The organism is Marinobacter sp. S0848L, assembly GCF_023016065.1.
GTDB lineage: Bacteria > Pseudomonadota > Gammaproteobacteria > Pseudomonadales > Oleiphilaceae > Marinobacter.
Map to the genome: position 1 here is coordinate 150,164 of NZ_JALKAQ010000001.1, position 17,983 is coordinate 168,146.

The following is a 17,983-nucleotide window of genomic DNA, read 5'->3' on the forward strand; positions in this document are numbered from 1 at the left end:
GGTTCGCCGTGAGGAATTACAGAATGGAATCCGGCTTAATAAACAGCTTGATGTAAACCAAATACCCCGAAAACAAAAACAACGGAGCCATGTACCAAAGGTACGCCAGCTTTCCCGCGCCCATGCGATACAGCACAATCACAACGATCGCACTGACAATGCAACTTGCGGGCACGGAGTACATGGCCGAATCCAACACCGACGAATCAAACGGCGAGAGCCGGTGCGTGTTGCTAATGGCACTGAACCCGAACACCACCAGCATAAACATCATGTATGCCAGAAGAAACTGGCCAATGGTACCTGCAACTACCCATCCTAGAGTCATTCGTCATTCCTTTTACTATTTGATCATCCGGCAACTGCCCAACGCCTGCGCTTGCAGATACTCACAAAATGCCTTCACGTCAGGATTAGTGAACTCACTGGAAATAAACTCGCCCGGAATCAGCCCTTCATCCCATCGGCTAGTCACCAGGGTATGGGGGTAAGTTTCATCCCGGGGATAGATCTGCACCACCGCTTGGGTCTGGTGGATATAAAGATCACGAAGCTCTTTCGCGCAACGAAGGGCACTAGGGTCATGGTAGGCATTGCACTGGTAACCCGCCTCGGTGAAAAACCCGCTAGCGGCTGAGAACAGCTTGCTTGCCTGCAAAGAAGACGACGGCGCTGGATGAATGGTTCTGGCCACATCGCTGGTGATATTGGTGCATCCGACTATGAGCAACAGGAAGATAACTACCAGAGTTTTAAATTTATACACAACAGAGCCTAACCCTTAAGTGATATCCGGCATTCGAGGTCAACATCCTGAGTTGATAAGCACCGCTCCCAGAGCTTAACTCAAGAGATCACCCTGCACTCAATGTGTTGAAACGCTCATAGCGGACATTTCGACCGCGAGGAGCATTCTATACGAAGGAGATTTCTATGAAAAAGCTCCATGCACTCGCATTCTATGCTCTGATCACCCCCACCATAGCCTTGGGCTCAGCCACCTTGCTAGCCGCTCATCACGGTAGTGAGGATAAGGATGTGGGTGAGCAAGAGATGGATTCCCACGCCGAGAAAGGTAAGCAGTCCTCAGAGCGACACGAGGAGTCCACGAAGTCGAAATACAATACCGGCGACCCCACAGGCAAAGCTGACGAAATGGACCCGAAAAAAGGCGACCATTCCGACATGAAAAAGAAAGATAAAATGAAAAATCCGTCGGCGGATAATATGACCGAGAAAGAATAGAGCCTCGGCCATTACCTCGGATTAGTGATGCCCACCCGGCCCATGGGCGTGGCCGTGTGCGATCTCTTCTGCATCGGCATCGCGCACTTCAATGATTTCGATATCGAAGGTGAGGGTTCTACCGGCCATCGGGTGGTTGGTGTCCACATCCGCGAACTTGAGGCCGACCTTGGCAACCACCACATGGCGCGGGCCTTGCTCGGTTTGAACCTGAGCAACCATGCCTTTCTTCCAGCGCTTGGCACCCATCAAATGCTTCACCGGCACGCGCTGAATGGCATCCGGCTTACGGGGCCCATAGGCTTTTTCCGGGCCGATGGTTACGCTGAACACTTCGCCCGCTTCGCGGCCTTCAAGGGCTTCTTCCAAGCCTTGGATCACACCGCCGTGGCCATGCAGATAGGCATTCGGCTGGCCGCCGCGGGAGGTTTCCACAACCTTATCTTGCTCATCACGCACACTGTAGTGGAACAACACCACTTTATTCTTTTCGATTTGCATAAGATTCTCTGCAACGGTTAAAAGTACGGCATTATAACCAGCTGTGGCATCAGCGCCCTAAGACAACTGCTGCTCCAGCTCCATCGAGCTTTCCGGCACCGACTCGTGCTTCTCCTCAGAACGGCCAATCACTGAGGTAACCACCAGGTCCCCGGTGACATTCATGGCGGTCGCCCCCATGCCCACGAGTGCGTCAATCGATACCAGTAAGGCCACGGTTTCAATCGGCAGCCCCACTTGGGCAAACACCGTGGCAATCATGACAATACCCGCCCCCGGCACACCGGCCGTGCCGATAGAGGCCAGAGTACCGATCAGCACAATTTCCAGCATGGTGACAAAATCCAGCGGTACGCCCACCACATTGGCCGCGAAAACCGCGGAAATGGCAATGCGGATCGCCGCGCCGTCCATATTGATGGTGGCCCCCAGCGGCAAGCTGAAACCGTAGATGCGCTGGGGAATTCCCATACGCCGGGCCGCGTTTAACGTGAGAGGCAGCGTCCCGGAACTGCTCTGGGTGGCAAAGGCCGTGGCCACCGGTGCCCGGGCCTCACGAATGAAGCCCGCCAGGCTAACGCCATTCAGGCGCATCAGAACCCCGTAGACCACCAGCTGCACCGCCAGAGCGATGTACAACACCATAACCATATCGCCCAACGCCAGTATCGTGGCCATACCCTGCTCACCGGCGGTACTGGCAACAATCGCAAACACGCCAATCGGCACGTACTGAAGCACCCCAGACATCACCTTCATGGTGACATCGTTCAGGCCAGACACCACACCGTACAACTTATCCGCAGACTCGCGATGAGCGTCTGATTCCCGCAATTTCAGCAGGGCCACACCAAACACAATCGCGGTGAAAATAATCCCCAGCAGGTTCGGCTTGGCGAAGGCCTCCACAATATTGGCGGGCACAATGTTCAACAGTACCTGAACAAAGCCCGGGTTCTCCGGCACCTCAACGGTGGCCGACGACGATAATTCCAGACCACTACCAGGTTCGAAGAAGGAAGCTACTGCCAGCCCCACTGCGATGGCCAGCGCCGACGTCAGCACATAAAAACCCAGCAGCTTCCGGCCCACGCGGCCCATACTGGAAAGGTTGGCCTGATTGATACCCACCATCAGGGTAAACAGCACAATCGGCACGATCAGAAACTTCAACAGTTTCAGCAGCAGTTCCCCGAGCGGGTTCAGCCATTCGGCCACCACCGGCCCGCCAACAAGGCCAACCACCAAACCCAGAACCAGCGCAATACCAATGCGCAGCACCAGCGAAGACTTCAAATAAACATCCAGTACAGCTTTCATAGGGGCTCCCGTTAAACCCTGGCCCGTTAATGAGCAAGCGATTAAATACGTAAGGCGGGGGATTCTGGGCAGCAGCGGGCTATGGGTAAACCTGTATTCCCACGTACGTTACTCACAGATGCTGTGGATAACATTGTTGGGAAGCTAGGGTTAAACCGCCATAAGCCTTGAGGCACAAGGGCTCGAGGGATTTGATGCAAAAATAGGCTATACGGGAAGGCTATATGGTTATAGAGAATCCGTCTCAGCAGAGGCAGTCTGGCCAAGATCGGGAACATGCCAAGCCTCTGCCGGTCAAACCGAACAACCGGGAGCGCTTTACCCCCGTCTATGGCGGCTACTGCGCCTGGGCAGTAGCCCAAGGCTACCTTGCGAAAGGTGATCCACAACACTGGACCATCCGGGACGACCGCCTGTACCTAAACTACAGCCAATCTATTCAGGACCGATGGCTGAAGAACCCCGATGGGTTCATTCAGCAGGCCAACGCCAATTGGCCAGAAGTTCTGGAATAGTGGCCTCGAAGCGTCCAGCTCATCGAACGCTTCGATGTACCAACCTGACAAGACGAACAGATTCTGGTTAGTACTGGCTTATGGACTAACCGGTATTACCACGAACGTTACCCACAAAAGCTGTGGATAACTGTGTTGGGAACCTCGGGTTAACCACTCAAAAGCCCCGCGCCATGGGGACTCGGGGGAATTGATGCTAAAACCGTCAAGTTAATTTAGGACGGGGCAAACAAACCAAATAGCAGGCTTGTCGCGTTTCAGCAGTTGCCCTTCTTGGCTTGGCCCGGTGGGCAGAAATGGCCACGAGACGTCTTGTAAGAACGGCGATCGTCGTAGTCATAACGACGGCGATCATAATCACGATCGTGTTCTCCGTGGTCTTTGGTGGTAATGGTTGCTCCCGTTGCCGCACCCACGGCTCCGCCGAGAATAGCGCCATCTCTGCCACCTACCTCATTGCCGATGGCAGCCCCAATTGCTCCTCCAATACCGCCACCCAACGCAGCGTCGGCGGTTTCATCTGCAGCGGCTCCCAATGAGGCAGCACTCAGAGACAGAAATACGAGCAGTGATTTCATGTTCATGATCTAAATCCCCTGGTTCAGGTGGTCTGACCTGCCCGAGATGAAAGGCAGGAGAGCAGTTCTCCAGCGCCCAATCAGGCACTTGTCAGTTTTGAACCATTCGAGATTATCAGAAACACACGAGAGCGCGCCCTTACCTTTTATTTATATTTCAAGAGGTTACGGATACTTAACGGATGCCTTGCGATTTAATCCACTGATTGATCTGCGCCTGATTCATGGCACCGCTTTGGCGGGCGACTTCCCGGCCGTTCTGAAACAGAATCAGGGTGGGAATGCTGCGAATCGCAAACTGACCGGCCGGCCCAGGCGCCTGTTCGGTGTTCAGCTTGGCAAAGCGTACTTTCCCACGCCAGTCTTTCGCAGCTTGCTCGAACTGGGGAGCCATCGCTTTACACGGGCCACACCAACTGGCCCAGAAGTCCACCAGCACGGGCACATCACTTCGTTTCGTGTGTGCAGCAAAGCTCTGTTCCGTTAACTCCAGAACCTGATCCGGCCACAGGGGTTGTTTACAGGCGCCACAATTGCCGCCGACTGACAGCTTCTCGGCCGGTACACGGTTCACTTTGTGACAATGGGGACACACCAGGTGTCGAACGTCAGTCATAATGCATCTGCCTCTGATGGGTGAGTTTTAGGAATAATCAGGGCATAAGAAGAGAAATCAAGCAACGCGATACGCTGCGGTACCGCCCTGCGGACGCAACAGGGACGACCGCCTGCTCCTGAACTACAGCCAGACACTTCAAAACAAAAGACTAGCAGACCCCAAACGATTCATTCAGCAGGCGGACGCGAACTGGCCATGCGTACTGCAATAGTTACATCGCAGCGTCCAGCTCATCGATTGCTTTATTCAGCACCTTTACAGACTCGGCGTGCTTACCCTGTTTATGCAGCGATTCTCCCTGATCCCGAAGTTTCTTGATCCGAGTTTCCGTTGTACTGTCCAATTGAACCATCTTCAGTTGTTCATCAATTTTGTGCACCAGCGTAGGACAATGGCTGGCGAAAACGCTGCTCGCAAAAAATACCGTGAATAATAGAACCGCAAGATAACGCATCATAGCTCCCCCTTATTCACACGCCCTTGTTGAGTATAGACGACCAAGCTTAGCCGGGCGGTTTGGAAACGTCATCATAAGTTGGCCGCAGTTTGGCACTCTTAATTGGTCGCTCCGGTCGCAAAGCGGACATTCGGAGTAGCCTAACAACGGCCCCCGTACTGGACACTTCGTAGCACAGCGGATTGTTGCTCCGTGAGCTTGCGATTATCGTATTCATCAATTAATCATAACTCCAATCCAGTCACGAGAGAGAAAAACCCCATCAGAGTCATACAACTCACGTTTCATCGTGTGTTGGACCCTGTAAAGAGCGGCCTCCGGTAGCTTGACCATAGATACTGGGCGATAAGATTGATTGTAACTGCTTACTCTTTCTTATCGCAGATACTTAATAACCCCCTTTTGCTCTACATCCCTTTCTTCCTCGGGCGCTACCGGACCGTGGTTGGTTTTCCCAAATACAGATTTAAGTGGAAACTTCATCTTATTTGTTGTTTTTTGGCGAACCACGACAGCTAAAGAAATCTTTGGTTCTAAAATCTTGCAGCAGATATATACTCCTGCCTATCAGACCGATGCCTCGTTCAGTGATGAAGACCTGATAGCCATGCAAGCTATCTTGGCGAGGGAGGTCGCCCAGTACCAAAAATAATGTTCTTCAATCCTGTTGGGTGAAATAGCCAAGAATTCTTGCTCAGACCTTCAAAGGCACTGAGGGTTTCCGACGAAGATAATGGCCTTCCATTCAGCCCAGCAGGAAAGAAAATAGCTTACTCACTGACTGCATGGGGCTTCGCTACTCGAATGGCACATCTTGTTTTTTCGGTGCGCGCGCCTGTAGAAGCGCTATTGCTAATAGCGCTTCTACCCTTCTGCGCCCACGCAGATACCTTCAACCTCTCATGGGACAACGACCTACTTCTGGGCCTTGATCAGGGCTACACAAATGGTGTGCGCTTGTCATATCTCACTTCGTCATCCAGAGACCCAGAGGCCACCACTTCCCGGTTATCCCGAGCGATGGGGCAATGGCTGGATGCGGTTCCGGGCATTGATCTAGAAACCCAGGAGCAGGCGGTCTCATTCAGTCTTCGGCAGCTGATGGTTACTCCTGATGACATTTCGCAAGAGCAACCCAGTCCCGATGACCTTCCCTATGCAGGTTACCTTATACTGAGCACTACTGTCTGGAGTTGGGACGCGGACCGTATTACGGGCTACGGGGCTCATGTGGGCTTAGTAGGTCCGGAAAGCGGAGCGGAAGCCTCCCAAAAATGGGTTCACAAACTAACCGGAAGTGAAGAACCCAGGGGCTGGGATTTCCAACTCGGCACAAATGTGGTCGGCGGCCTACAGAGCACGCATGCTCAAAAGGTGTGGCGTAGCGGTCGCAAAGGGGATTTGGAACAGGAGCTTGCTTGGGTCGGTTCGGCCATGATTTCCAGCCTTCGATCTCATACCAGGATCGGCTGTATTTGGCGAACAGGCAAATATCTACCACCGAATTTTGTACCCGATTACGCCGGAACTTCCAGCACAGTCGGACTTCCGGCAACATTTAATAATGCAGGGACGGGCTGGTCCGTTTTTATCGGCCTGGGACTCGAATATGTTCCCTATTCCAATCTGAAAGATAACGCCGGTCCCTACCGCTTCGAGGAAAATCTCATGCTGGCTCAGATCGGTATCGGTGCAACCCGGCAATGGCAAAGTCTCCAGGCGGCCCTGATCCTCAGAGCCACGACAGGGGAAGAACAATCGGACAAAGAGAGCTTCAGCTTCGGCACTCTGTCTCTGACCTGGCGCTATTGAAGCGTGAGGTGAACAGTCGTGAAGTCGGGTCGCCTTCCAAGGGGTGGGGAGCTTTGGTTCGTGCCGCCTATCAATAAAAAGACTATTTCCTGGCTCTTTTTGAGCTTGCGCTTTTAGCTCCACCAGGATGTCCGCAAGCTCTTTGATGTTCCTCGCTATAGATTGAGAGAGCTATCTTCGCGAAGCGACCCAGGATTTCTTTGCAGACATGTTCTGCTCGGGTGTCGGCGCCGCTTAAAAGCGAGATGAAATCATCCCCTCCAATATGGCCTATAAAGCCCGAACTCTGTGAGCTCTCGCTAAGGAGGTTGGCTAACGCCAATATCATCTGGGCACCGTGTGAGTATCCATAGACATCGTTGTCTGCCTTAAAATTGTTCAAATCGGAGTAAACAGAGCAGAACGCGTCGCTCGTCCCCAGCTTTGACCCCTGAGTTCCAGTTCATTTAAAACTGGAAAACTCGGCAAGATCTGGCGCTGAGCAGGAGATCATGGCATGAAGTGATCCCGTTACGCTGAAGAGCAGATTGCCTTCGTCCTGAAACAAGTCTAATTTGGTACACCGGTCCCGGAGAGAACTGTCGTGAGCTCGGCATTTCGGACGCAACGTTTGAAAGTGGCTGGCTTCACGACTTTTCAAACACTTAAAAAAGAACTATCAGCGGTTAGTGCACTGGCAAGCAGGTCAAAGTAGCAAAATTGGGCCGGTGATCTATACTTGAGTCCAAACATCTAGGAAGGGATATAAAAGTGAGAAAACTTATTAAGTTCAGTGCACTAGCCGTTCTTATTTCATCGTCAGGTGTCGTTATGGGTCAAGATGTTCTTGATGGGGAACAGATTCGTGATGCGCTGATAGGTAATACTCTGCAAGCCGACTATCGAGAAGACGGCAAGCGCCGACACACCTTCTACGAGTACTTTTCTGAAGACGGAAAAATCTACGGCCGCGACAAGCGAGCCGAGCAGGCATCCGGCTATACCCGTTATATCGGAACATGGGAGGTGAAAGACGGAGAGTTCTGTACCAGCATCGGCTATGGCCACCGGGGCGGCTGTAGCGTCTTCGAGCAGGTCGACCAGGACACGTATGTGAGAAAGTTCGACGGCGTCGAAATTGATCGCGTTAAAATTTACGAAGGACGCCACCATCCTAACATGTGATACAGAAGGGGCAGCCAGGAAAGTGCGTTCACACAGACATATGACGCCGGAACAACACCAGAGCTGCCCCGAAAAACACCGCTCCGATGGCAGTCAGAGCCAAAAACTGAGGCCACACCACATCAAGACCGGCACCGCGATACAGAATCCCCTGAGCCAGGCTCACAAAGTGAGTCGTCGGTGCCAGTAGCATGATTTCCTGAACGAGGTCCGGCATGCTCTCCCGCGGTGTAATCCCGCCAGATAGCAGCTGTAGCGGCAGTATGATCAGTATCAGCAAGAGACCGAACTGAGGCATGGTTCGGGCCACGGTGCCAACCAGAATGCCAATGGCGGTCGTGGAGAACAGGTGAATCAAGGCCCCGAAGAGGAAAAGTAAAACAGATCCAGCAACGGGCACCTGAAGCCAACCCTGAATAACCACAGTCACCGATAGCGTGGCCGCAATCATTACCACCAACGCATTGGCCCAGACTTTGGCCGCCATGATCTCGTAGGAGCGCAACGGCATCACCATCAGGTGCTCGATGGTGCCGTGCTCCCGTTCCCTGATCAGGGCGGCACCGGTCAGAATAATGCTGATCAGGGTAATTTCGGTAATCAGCTCCATCACTCCCCCGAACCAGGAACCCTCAAGGTTGGGGTTAAAGCTTACCCGATTCACCAGGTTAACCGGGAGCTCCGTTGAGCCACTGCCAGGCTCGATGAATTCCGCAACTTCGGTCATTACAAACGATTGAATGTAATTGGCCCCGATAAACGCCTGGGTCATTCGGGTTGCGTCGATATTCAGCTGCACACTGACAACGTGACCTTTTCGCACATCCCGCTCAAAGCCTTCAGGTATAACCAGAACGAAGGTATGTGATCCCCGGTCGAGCATGGTATCAATCTGGTCGTATCGGATCAGATCTGGCTTGAGAAACCATGGCTGCTGGAAAGACTGAATAATCCGCCCTGACAGTATGGTCTGATCCTCATCTACCACGGCCACGGGGGCATTGTTCAATTCCATGGATCCGGCCGAGCCCGCCGTATAGATAATCAGAGTGAATGCCAGCAGAACAAACACCATCAGCACTTTATCGCCCAAAAGGCTGCGCAACTCCTTGAGGCCAAGATTCCAGATATTCGCCAGTGACTTCACCGTTAGCGCCCCTGTTTCTTGAGCAGAACGACCGATATCAACGTTAACACCGGGATGAAGGCTGCCAGGCTTAGTAACGTCTGCTGAAGGTCAATGAAGGATAGTCCCTTGGTAAAAACCCCCCGGCTGACCTGAAGAAACCAGGTTGCGGGCCAGAACTCACCAATGAGCGCACCCACCCCTTCCTGAGAGGATACCGGCTCAGTCAGACCGGAGAACTGGACGGTGGGCAAGAGAGTAATAATCGCAGTTGCTGCCAATGCAGCAATCTGGGTGGAGGCAAAGGCTGAAATAACCTGCCCAAGCCCAGTGGTCACAACCACGTACAACAGGGCTCCGAGCGATAGTGTCCATAATCCCCCTTTGAGTGGTACCTCAAATATCCAAACCGCCAGCATCACTAGACTGACATAACTGATCATACTGAAAGCGATGTACGGGAGTTGCTTACCCAACAGGAACTCAAGGCGTGTTACCGGGGTAACGTATAGGTTAGTGATCGACCCCAGCTCTTTTTCCCGAACGATACCCAGAGCCATCAGGATGGAAGGAATAAAAATAAGCAGGATGGGGATAACTGCGGGCACCATCGCATCCAGGCTCCTGAAATCCTGATTATACCGATACCTGTCTTCAATCGAGACGAGGCTTAGTGTCGGAACGGTTCCATAGGTACGAAATACCAGGTCCGCCAGGTAGCTGTAGTGGATTCCCTCAACATAACCGGCAATGGTCTCACCCCGGAACGGCATGGCACCGTCAATCCAGACTCCGATTTCGGTGTCCTGTCCTCGCTTCAGATCTTTGCCATAACCCGGAGGGATCACGAGCGCGAGACTCAGCTCTCCAGATTGCATTCTCTTTCCCAATTCCAACATGTCATTGATGGGGGGGCGCTCGATAAAATACCGCGATCCGGAAAATGCGGTGACGTAATCCCGACTTTGCGGAGTCTGATCCTGGTCCAATACCGCAAAAGACAAATCTTCTACATCAAGAGTAATGCCATAACCAAGTATCAACATCAGCAGGGCCGAGCCGATAAAGGCAAACGCCATACGGATTGGGTCCCGGATCAACTCCCGTGCCTCTCGGTGTCCATAGGCCCACAATCTCCGGAAACTGAACCATCGATGTTCCGGCTCGTCCCCATGACCACCGGTGAGTACAGCTCCGCTGCCGATGTCCTCGGTTCCAGTGGCAGTCTCAAGGGTTCGCATGAATGCCCCCTCAAGGTTTTGCTCACCGGCCTCCCGGATCAGTACATCCGGCTTGTCGGACGCCAGCACCTCACCGGCGTGCATAAGGGAAATTCGGTCACACCGCTCACCCTCGTTCATAAAATGGGTAGAAATAAATATGGTCACCCCATCCTCACGGGACAGGCGGAAAAGCAATGCCCAGAACTGGTTCCGGGCGCCAGGATCAACACCTGAAGTTGGTTCGTCGAGGATCAGCAATTCAGGTCGATGTACAACAGCCACGGCCAATGAAAGCCGCTGGCGAACCCCCAGTGGTAGATGACTCGCCAGCTGATCCATTACATCGGCCAGCCCGAACTCCTGTGCCAGCTCATCCACCCGGATACTGACCTGGTCTACTGGAAGGTGAAACAAACGGGCGTGCAGTTCGAGATTCTGCCTCACCGTCAGTTCCCCATACAGGGAGAACCCCTGCGACATATAGCCAACGCGCTGCCTTGTGCTCAGATCCCTGGCATCCAGTGGCTTACCAAAGAGTAAAACGTCACCCTCGGAAGGAGGCAATAGCCCAGTCAACATCTTCATGGTCGTGGTCTTGCCACAGCCATTGGAGCCAAGGAAGCCAAATATCTCCCCTCTGGAAATCGAGAAACTGACGTCTTTAACCGCAGTAAAGTCGCCAAACCGCAGGGTCAGATGGTTTGCCTCGATGGCAGGGACGGTATCCATCGTATGGGACGCTGCCAGGGAAGCTTCGGCCTCTATATTGTCTCTGGCGGTTTCGTCGGCAGTTCCTGACGACAGAACGATGAAAGCTTCATCCAGCGTTCTAGTGTTAGTCTGCGCACGCAGCTCCCTGGGCGAGCCAGTCGCCAGAATAGCTCCGCCATCCAGAGCAGCCAACCAGTCATACCGTTCCGCTTCTTCCATATAGGCGGTGGCTACCAGGACGCTCATACCTGCTTGCTGGGCTCGAATTTTATCAATCAGATCCCAGAAACGGGCACGGGACAAAGGGTCGACACCGGTGGTGGGTTCGTCGAGTATCAATAGATCGGGGTTATGGATCAGGGCGCAACAGAGGCCGAGCTTCTGTTTCATACCCCCCGACAACTTGCCGGCCGGTCGATTCCTGAAAGGGAGTAACCCAGTGGCCTCCAGCAGCCGGTGGATCTGTTGTTTTCGCCCATCACCGGTCAGCCCGAAGAGATCAGCAAAAAAGCCAATGTTCTCATCAACAGTCAGTGCGTGGTAAAGATTACCTCCCAACCCTTGAGGCATGTAAGCAATGCGCGGCGCGAGCCGATTGCGAAACTGCTGACTCCCCATATCGCCGCCAAGCACCTCCAATGACCCGGCTTGCAGTTTCCGGGCACCGGCGATCAGCCCCAAAAGCGTGGATTTTCCCGCGCCATCCGGTCCTATTAGGCCGATCATGCGACCGGAAGGTATCTCAATATGAATATCAGTCAGTGCCTGAAGCCCACCATAAACGTGGCTAACGCCCTCCAGGCGAGCAACGGTGTCAGTCATTGGGCAAAGTTACCTGCAAATGAGCTGGCCAACCCTGACTTTCGTCGAGCAGGACGTAGGCAACACCGGGCACGCCAGCTTTAACTCGATCGCGGTAGGCTTTCAACAGGTCTGCATCGATGCGGATCCGGACCCGAAACATCAACTTCTCACGTTCGCTCCGGGTCTCTACGGATTTCGGCGTAAACTGGGCTTCTGCGGCAACAAAGCTAACTTCCGCCGGGATCACATAATCTGGCAGGGCATCAAGTATAATCCGTGCATCCGCTCCAACCCTGACTTTGCCTGCCTGCGATGTTGGCAGAAAAATGGTCATGTAGACATCAGTCACATCCAGCACTGTAGCAACTTTTCCACCGGCAGCGAGAACCTCGCCAGGCTCAGCCAACCGATACAGCACCCGCCCACCCACCGGGCTCTCCAGGTGACTGTCATCAATTGTTGTTTTTATCCCACGAATACTGGCTTGCGCGGCGTCAATACCCGCACCGGCCGAAGCAACCTGAACTCTGGCTGCCTGCAAAGCAGCCGCAGCTGTTTCAGCCTTGGTTTGTGCCTGATCAAACTGTTCGCGGGAAACATGGCCTTTTTCCATCAGGCTCTCGAAGCGAGCCAACTCTGCCCGCGCCAGGCGCAGCTCGCTTTCCCGTTGGTTTACAACAGCCTCTGCTAGGCGTTTATTTTCGCGCGCTTGGTTCAGGTTGGCCTCGGCGGCAGCCAACTTGGCTTCCAGTTCATCGGTATCCATCTCCGCTACTGGGTGGCCAGCCTCGATCAAGTCGCCTTCCGCAACGGAGAAGCTTTCCAGTCGACCGGCGAGACGGGTGGCGATGTCGATTTCCGTGGCTTCGATACGACCATTACCCGAGGCAATATGCTCGGACAGAGGGGCCTCGTCGGTCATGACCCGCCAGACAATAGCGGCCAGAATGATTACCACAACACACAACGCTATAAGGCCTTTTAGGCCGAAGTGGGCTTTTGAATCAGGCATGAGTCTTCCCTAGGTATACAGATTTCAGGATACGGGGTCTGGTAATAAACTGCATAAAGAGTCGTGACACCTCCTCCAATCAGCCTAACCCCTTCATGAACAGCATTCTATCGAAAGCTAGAAGAAAACGACCAAAAGGATGCGTTTCAACACGCCCGTTACCCGTCCGACACGCGAGTGCCCGCCGATCCTTCCAGTATGGCCACCGCATCCTGCAACCGCCCAATGCCGCTGATCCCGCCCGCCTGGGCAAAATCGCAGGCGGCGTGCAGTTTCGGCCCCATGGACCCGGCCGGCATATCCAGTGCCCGCGCCTCCGACACTGTGAGTTCCGAAAGCACCATCGACTGGTCGGTACCGAAATCCCGGTAGACCGCATCAACATCCGTTAAAAGGAGCAACGCGTCCGCGCTCAGTTGCCTGGCCAGCAGTGCACTGGCGGCGTCCTTGTCGATGACCGCCTCAATGCCGACCATGCTGCCGTCGTCCCTGCGCAGAACGGGTATTCCACCCCCCCCGGCACACACCACGACCACGCCCTGATCGAGCAGTAATTTCAGTACGCGCATGTCCGGTATTTCCAGGGGCTTCGGAGAAGGCACCACCCGGCGCCACTTGTCACCGTCCGGCGCAATACTCCAACCCGCACCGGCTGCCCGGCGCTCGGCCTCTTCTCGGTCATAGACCGGCCCCACAAACTTGGTCGGTTTCTCGAACGCAGGGTCCTTGGGGTCGACTACGACTTGCGTCAGCAGCGTCGCTACCGGCCGGTCATGCCCGAGGGCATTTTCCAGTTCCTGCTCGATCATATAACCGATCATGCCCTCGGTTTCCGCACCCAGGACATCCAGCGGGTAGGCCTCATCCGGTTTATAGGAGGCGCCCTGTAAAGCCAGCAACCCCACCTGTGGCCCATTACCATGGGTGACCACAAGATCGTGGCCGGCCCGGACAACCGCTGCCAGCGATCGTGCCGCAATCTGCACATTGTTGCGCTGGACCTCCGCAGTGAGCGGCTCCCCGCGCTTAAGGAGGGCGTTACCACCCAACGCTGCCACTACCAGCATGTCAGCCTCCCAGGGTCGCCACGAGGACGGCCTTGATGGTGTGCATGCGGTTCTCGGCCTGGTCGAAAACAATCGAAGCGGAGCTTTCGAAGACCTCTTCAGTCACCTCCATGGCGTTAATGCCATAGGTCTCCTGAATCTCCTTCCCCACCACAGTCTCGGTGTTGTGGAAGGCCGGCAGACAATGCATGAACCGCACCCTGGGATTGCCGGTTTTCGCCATCAACGAGGCATTGACCTGGTAAGGCATCAGCAGTTTGATACGCTCGGCCCACTTTTCTTTCGACTCACCCATCGAGACCCAGACATCGGTATACACGAAATCGACGCCGGCAACCGCGGCGTCAACATCCTCCGTGATGGTGATTCGGGCTCCGGTTTCAGCCGCCAACGCATGGGCCTCCTCCTGAACGGCCTGTCCAGGCCAGCAGGCTTTTGGTGCGCACAAGCGCACGTCCATACCCATCTTGGCGCCACCGATCAGCAGGCTGTCGCCCATATTGTTGGCGGCATCGCCGATAAACACGTAGGCCACATCCCGCAGCGGCTTTTCCACATGCTCCTGCATGGTCAGGAAGTCCGCCAGTATCTGGGTAGGGTGAAATTCGTTGGTGAGTCCGTTGTAGACCGGCACGCCGGCATACTGGGCCAGCTCTTCCACGACGGACTGCCCGAACCCCCGGTACTCGATGGCATCGTAGACCCGACCAAGGACCCGCGCCGTATCCTTCACCGATTCCTTGTGGCCGATGTGAGTACCGGTCGGCCCCAGGTAGGTTACCCGCGCCCCCTGGTCGAAGGCAGCAACTTCAAACCCGACCCGGGTGCGCGTGGAGTTCTTCTCGAAGATCAGTGCAATGTCCTTGCCCTCGAGCTTGGGCACTTCGGTGCCAGCATACTTGGCGGTTTTCAGATCCGCAGACAGCTTCAGTAAAAAGGCGATTTCCCTGGGGCTAAAATCCCTCAGGGTAAGGAAGTGTCGGTTCTTGAGATTGAATGCCATAACGGTTGTCCTTTCCGGTTAAACGGGATCACGCATCGTTGGACAGCTCATACAGCGGCCGCCACCACGGCCACGCCCGAGTTCTGCTCCCGGTATTGCCAACACTTCGATGCCTGCCGCTTCCAGTGCGGCGTTGGTATCGTCGTTGCGATCATAGCCAATAACGACTCCCGGGCTAAGCGCCAGGACGTTGTTGCCATCATTCCACTGCTCACGCTCTCGCTCCGCCGGGTCATTACCGCCAGTGGGAACGATCTCCAGTTGCTTGTAACCCAGTACGTCCGCAACTACTTCGAACAATGGACGTGGATCCTGACGAAAAGCGAGATGTTTCTTGCCCTCTCCGGGGCGCAGGTCATAACAGACCATTTCATCGGCCACTTCCTTGAACGTCGTGACCACATTGCCGCCACAGAATGTAAAGACGGTATCCAGATGCATGGCTGAACGGGATTTGGGTATCTGGCAGGCAACCACCCGCTCGGCTGTGCCACTTGCAAAGAGCAACTTGGCCAGCTGACCGATGGCTTGAGGGGACGAGCGTTCGCCCATGCCCACCAGCACGGCACCATTACCCACCGGCATGACATCCCCACCCTCCAGAGAAGCAAGACCGTGATCTTTCAGCGGGTCGCCCCAGTGCACATTGACTTTGCCGGCGAATTTGGGGTGGAATTTGTAGATGCCGGCCATAAGCAGGGTTTCAGGCTTCCGCGCCGGCCAGTACATGGGGTTCAGGGTGACGCCACCATAGATCCAGGCGCTGTTATCGCGGGTGAACAGTAAGTTTGGCAGTGGCGGCAACACGAAGCCGTAATGACCGAGATGGTTGCCAAACAGGCCAACCGGATCAAAAGGCAGATCGGCTACTTCAAGGCCTCCAATAAGAAACTCTGCCAGCCTGGTCCCCGGCAGTTCGTCCATCCAGGCACGTAGATCCGAGACCATCCCGACACCGATTTCGTTCCAGGTAATGCGATGATCCAATATCCATTTGCGCGCCTTCCCAATATCCAGCGTCTCAGCCAGCAATTCGTTGACGTCCAGCACTTCAACGCCCTTGGCGCGCATGAGGCCGGAAAACACGTCGTGGTCTTTCTGGGCCTGCTTGACCCAGAACACGTCATCAAACAACAGCGCATCGCAGTTGGAGGGCGTCAGGCGCCGGTGCGCAAGGCCCGGGCGGCAGACAATAACCTGCCGTAGCGTGCCGGTTTCCGAGTGAACACCCAGTGTCAGTTCAGACATGGCAATCTCCTTTTTACCAGGGAATCAGATAAGAGTACCGATGCTGATAATCAGACTTATGAACACAGTCAGGATCAGCAACAATGGCCAGATAAAAGCGATCCACCGATCATAGGACACCCGTCCGATCGCCAGACCACCAACCACCACGGCAAAGGTCGGGTTAATCAGGTTTACCAAGCCATTGGCGGATTGATAGGCGGTAACCACCAGATCACGGCCAACGTTCGCAAAATCGCCCAGTGGCGCAAGTATCGGCATCGACAACACCGCGAGGCCAGACGACGACGGCACAAAGAAGCTCATACCCACTTCAATCCAGAACATCAAGTTGATGAACGCAAGCTCGGGCAGCCCGCCCAGTGACGTCTCCGCGCTGTGAAGAATCGTGTCGGCGATCATGCCCTGATCCATGATCACCACGATGCCACGGGCCAGCCCGACCACCAGTGCAACACCCAACAGATCCCGGGCACCATCAACAAAACTGGCTGTGAGCTTTTTCTCGCCCAGACGGGCAACAATGCCGATGACAATGGCAGCGCCAAAGAACAGAGCACCCATGCGCGCCATCCACCAGCCCTGGGAGGATACGCCCCAGATCATGACGGCGAACGTCATGGCGAAGATGACCAATACGATGATCTGAGTGGCATTGAGAGTTGCATCCTCAAATCCTTCATCATGACCTTTCAGGAACAACTTACGATGCGCCCCCCACTGCTTGGCGACAACCGACCGCGATGGATCCTGCTTGACCCGGTGGGCATAGCGCATCACATACGCAGCGCAGATAACCAACCCTCCCACCAAGAGCACGAACCGGAGCACGATGCCGTCGGTAAACGGAATGTTCGCAGCGTTAGCCGCAATTACGGTAGCAAACGGGTTTATGGTCGAGCCCAACACGCCAATTCCGGCGCCAATAAGAATAATGGCTATGCCGGTTACAACATCGTAGCCGGCGGCGATCATCACCGGGATAAGAATGGAGTAAAACGCGAGGGTCTCCTCAGCCATGCCATAGGTCGTGCCCCCGATGGCGAACAATGTCATCAGGATGGGTATCATCCAGATTTCGTGGCCTTTCAAATGCCGCATCGCGCTGCGAATCCCAGTATCTATGGCCCCCGTCGCATTCATCACGCCGAGAAAGCCGCCCAGGAACAGAACAAAGAGAGCAACATCGATGGCGTTGGCGACATAGCTGTCGGGATCATAGAAGCCCGCTGTCGGCGCCAGCATGACATCGACGAAGCCTTGAGGATTCGGGTCCATGGTTTGATAGGTCCCGGGCACGGCAACTTCACGCCCAACCTCTTCATTCATGACACGCTCATATTGCCCGGCCGGGATAATCCAGGTTAGCGCAGCTACAAGAACGATCAGGCCAAAAAGAATGGTGTATGCAGTGGGGAATCTCGAAGCAAGGTCATGCTCGGGATTTTCTGACAGCTTCTTGTCTTCAGTCACGATGCGTCTCCTGTCCTTATTCGCATTGTGTAGACTTGCTCCCCGGGGACCCAAATAGACGGACACATCCCCATTGGCAATGAGTCAATTATCTAGGTCGGCATG

Annotated in this window: 19 protein-coding genes; 4 read left to right on the top strand and 15 right to left on the bottom strand. The window is 54.6% G+C overall.

Translation table 11 applies throughout. The features are described 5' to 3' along the window. Window positions 1-16 precede the first annotated feature (16 nt). Entirely contained in the window at window positions 17-328 is a 312-nt protein-coding gene (locus MWU64_RS00730) for a hypothetical protein (protein ID WP_247059293.1), read from the bottom strand. A 15-nt stretch (window positions 329-343) separates the two neighbouring features. Beyond that, window positions 344-766, bottom strand: a complete 423-nt coding sequence (locus tag MWU64_RS00735) for a hypothetical protein (protein ID WP_247059295.1) — start codon at window positions 764-766, stop codon at window positions 344-346. A 167-nt stretch (window positions 767-933) separates the two neighbouring features. Between MWU64_RS00735 and MWU64_RS00740 the strand changes: the two genes are divergently transcribed. Continuing rightward, on the top strand, window positions 934-1,245 hold the full coding sequence (locus tag MWU64_RS00740) for a hypothetical protein (protein WP_247059297.1): 312 nt from the start codon (window positions 934-936) through the stop codon (window positions 1,243-1,245). 21 nt (window positions 1,246-1,266) lie between these two features. Here MWU64_RS00740 and MWU64_RS00745 read toward each other — a convergent pair whose 3' ends face one another. Then, the gene (locus MWU64_RS00745) at window positions 1,267-1,746 is read right to left on the bottom strand and encodes a peptidylprolyl isomerase (RefSeq protein WP_247059301.1); all 480 of its coding nucleotides are present in this window, start codon (window positions 1,744-1,746) and stop codon (window positions 1,267-1,269) included. Window positions 1,747-1,803: 57 nt separating this feature from the next. Continuing rightward, window positions 1,804-3,066 (bottom strand): dicarboxylate/amino acid:cation symporter, encoded by a 1,263-nt coding sequence (locus tag MWU64_RS00750; protein ID WP_247059303.1) that lies wholly within the window; start codon window positions 3,064-3,066, stop codon window positions 1,804-1,806. Window positions 3,067-3,290: 224 nt separating this feature from the next. Here MWU64_RS00750 and MWU64_RS00755 point away from each other — a divergent pair, with 224 nt between their 5' ends. Beyond that, window positions 3,291-3,581, top strand: coding sequence for a YHS domain-containing (seleno)protein (locus MWU64_RS00755; protein ID WP_247059305.1), 291 nt, complete (start codon window positions 3,291-3,293; stop codon window positions 3,579-3,581). Between the two features lie 257 nt (window positions 3,582-3,838). On the opposite strand, the gene MWU64_RS00760 is transcribed toward MWU64_RS00755, so the two are convergent. The 3 genes from MWU64_RS00760 to MWU64_RS00770 all read right to left on the bottom strand — a co-directional run bounded on the left by MWU64_RS00760 (window position 3,839) and on the right by MWU64_RS00770 (window position 5,235). After that, window positions 3,839-4,165, bottom strand: a complete 327-nt coding sequence (locus MWU64_RS00760; protein WP_247059307.1) for a hypothetical protein — start codon at window positions 4,163-4,165, stop codon at window positions 3,839-3,841. Between the two features lie 169 nt (window positions 4,166-4,334). After that, window positions 4,335-4,775, bottom strand: coding sequence for a thioredoxin TrxC (gene trxC / locus MWU64_RS00765; protein ID WP_247059309.1), 441 nt, complete (start codon window positions 4,773-4,775; stop codon window positions 4,335-4,337). A 214-nt stretch (window positions 4,776-4,989) separates the two neighbouring features. Continuing rightward, window positions 4,990-5,235, bottom strand: a complete 246-nt coding sequence (locus MWU64_RS00770) for a hypothetical protein (RefSeq protein ID WP_247059315.1) — start codon at window positions 5,233-5,235, stop codon at window positions 4,990-4,992. 804 nt (window positions 5,236-6,039) lie between these two features. Here MWU64_RS00770 and MWU64_RS00775 point away from each other — a divergent pair. Then, a complete protein-coding gene (locus MWU64_RS00775; RefSeq protein WP_247059317.1) occupies window positions 6,040-7,047 on the top strand; it encodes a lipid A deacylase LpxR family protein in 1,008 nt (335 codons plus the stop codon). Between the two features lie 82 nt (window positions 7,048-7,129). Here the strand turns inward: MWU64_RS00775 and MWU64_RS00780 are convergent, their stop codons facing one another. Further along, window positions 7,130-7,429 carry a diguanylate cyclase gene (locus MWU64_RS00780; protein ID WP_247059326.1) on the bottom strand — a complete coding sequence of 100 codons (300 nt, stop codon included), beginning with the start codon at window positions 7,427-7,429 and terminating at the stop codon, window positions 7,130-7,132. A 428-nt stretch (window positions 7,430-7,857) separates the two neighbouring features. Here MWU64_RS00780 and MWU64_RS00785 point away from each other — a divergent pair, with 428 nt between their 5' ends. Then, window positions 7,858-8,211 carry a hypothetical protein gene (locus MWU64_RS00785; RefSeq protein WP_247059328.1) on the top strand — a complete coding sequence of 118 codons (354 nt, stop codon included), beginning with the start codon at window positions 7,858-7,860 and terminating at the stop codon, window positions 8,209-8,211. A gap of 28 nt (window positions 8,212-8,239) precedes the next feature. Here MWU64_RS00785 and MWU64_RS00790 read toward each other — a convergent pair whose 3' ends face one another. The 7 genes from MWU64_RS00790 to MWU64_RS00820 form a co-directional block, all read right to left on the bottom strand. After that, entirely contained in the window at window positions 8,240-9,358 is a 1,119-nt protein-coding gene (locus tag MWU64_RS00790) for an ABC transporter permease (protein WP_206853159.1), read from the bottom strand. Between the two features lie 2 nt (window positions 9,359-9,360). Continuing rightward, a complete protein-coding gene (gene rbbA / locus MWU64_RS00795) occupies window positions 9,361-12,093 on the bottom strand; it encodes a ribosome-associated ATPase/putative transporter RbbA (RefSeq protein WP_247059330.1) in 2,733 nt (910 codons plus the stop codon). Continuing rightward, window positions 12,086-13,087, bottom strand: a complete 1,002-nt coding sequence (locus MWU64_RS00800; RefSeq protein WP_247059331.1) for an HlyD family efflux transporter periplasmic adaptor subunit — start codon at window positions 13,085-13,087, stop codon at window positions 12,086-12,088. The genes rbbA and MWU64_RS00800 overlap by 8 nt, the downstream gene beginning before the upstream one ends. 158 nt (window positions 13,088-13,245) lie before the next feature. Beyond that, window positions 13,246-14,154 carry a carbamate kinase gene (arcC, locus tag MWU64_RS00805; protein ID WP_247059332.1) on the bottom strand — a complete coding sequence of 303 codons (909 nt, stop codon included), beginning with the start codon at window positions 14,152-14,154 and terminating at the stop codon, window positions 13,246-13,248. Window position 14,155: 1 nt separating this feature from the next. Further along, window positions 14,156-15,157, bottom strand: coding sequence for an ornithine carbamoyltransferase (locus tag MWU64_RS00810; protein ID WP_247059333.1), 1,002 nt, complete (start codon window positions 15,155-15,157; stop codon window positions 14,156-14,158). Between the two features lie 18 nt (window positions 15,158-15,175). Beyond that, entirely contained in the window at window positions 15,176-16,405 is a 1,230-nt protein-coding gene (locus MWU64_RS00815; RefSeq protein WP_247059334.1) for an arginine deiminase, read from the bottom strand. A gap of 24 nt (window positions 16,406-16,429) precedes the next feature. Further along, window positions 16,430-17,878, bottom strand: a complete 1,449-nt coding sequence (locus MWU64_RS00820) for a YfcC family protein (RefSeq protein WP_206856358.1) — start codon at window positions 17,876-17,878, stop codon at window positions 16,430-16,432. Between the last annotated feature and the right edge of the window lie 105 nt (window positions 17,879-17,983).

Bases quoted from the DNA above. Each gene is read 5' to 3' on its own strand.
- MWU64_RS00815 (WP_247059334.1), bottom strand. From the start codon at position 16,405: ATGTCTGAACTGACACTGGGTGTTCACTCGGAAACCGGCACGCTACGG.
- MWU64_RS00755 (WP_247059305.1), top strand. From the start codon at position 3,291: ATGGTTATAGAGAATCCGTCTCAGCAGAGGCAGTCTGGCCAAGATCGG.
- MWU64_RS00770 (WP_247059315.1), bottom strand. From the start codon at position 5,235: ATGATGCGTTATCTTGCGGTTCTATTATTCACGGTATTTTTTGCGAGC.
- MWU64_RS00810 (WP_247059333.1), bottom strand. From the start codon at position 15,157: ATGGCATTCAATCTCAAGAACCGACACTTCCTTACCCTGAGGGATTTT.
- MWU64_RS00760 (WP_247059307.1), bottom strand. From the start codon at position 4,165: ATGAACATGAAATCACTGCTCGTATTTCTGTCTCTGAGTGCTGCCTCA.
- rbbA (WP_247059330.1), bottom strand. From the start codon at position 12,093: ATGACTGACACCGTTGCTCGCCTGGAGGGCGTTAGCCACGTTTATGGT.
- MWU64_RS00800 (WP_247059331.1), bottom strand. From the start codon at position 13,087: ATGCCTGATTCAAAAGCCCACTTCGGCCTAAAAGGCCTTATAGCGTTG.
- trxC (WP_247059309.1), bottom strand. From the start codon at position 4,775: ATGACTGACGTTCGACACCTGGTGTGTCCCCATTGTCACAAAGTGAAC.
- MWU64_RS00775 (WP_247059317.1), top strand. From the start codon at position 6,040: ATGGCACATCTTGTTTTTTCGGTGCGCGCGCCTGTAGAAGCGCTATTG.
- MWU64_RS00740 (WP_247059297.1), top strand. From the start codon at position 934: ATGAAAAAGCTCCATGCACTCGCATTCTATGCTCTGATCACCCCCACC.
- MWU64_RS00785 (WP_247059328.1), top strand. From the start codon at position 7,858: ATGGGTCAAGATGTTCTTGATGGGGAACAGATTCGTGATGCGCTGATA.
- MWU64_RS00730 (WP_247059293.1), bottom strand. From the start codon at position 328: ATGACTCTAGGATGGGTAGTTGCAGGTACCATTGGCCAGTTTCTTCTG.
- MWU64_RS00750 (WP_247059303.1), bottom strand. From the start codon at position 3,066: ATGAAAGCTGTACTGGATGTTTATTTGAAGTCTTCGCTGGTGCTGCGC.
- MWU64_RS00745 (WP_247059301.1), bottom strand. From the start codon at position 1,746: ATGCAAATCGAAAAGAATAAAGTGGTGTTGTTCCACTACAGTGTGCGT.
- arcC (WP_247059332.1), bottom strand. From the start codon at position 14,154: ATGCTGGTAGTGGCAGCGTTGGGTGGTAACGCCCTCCTTAAGCGCGGG.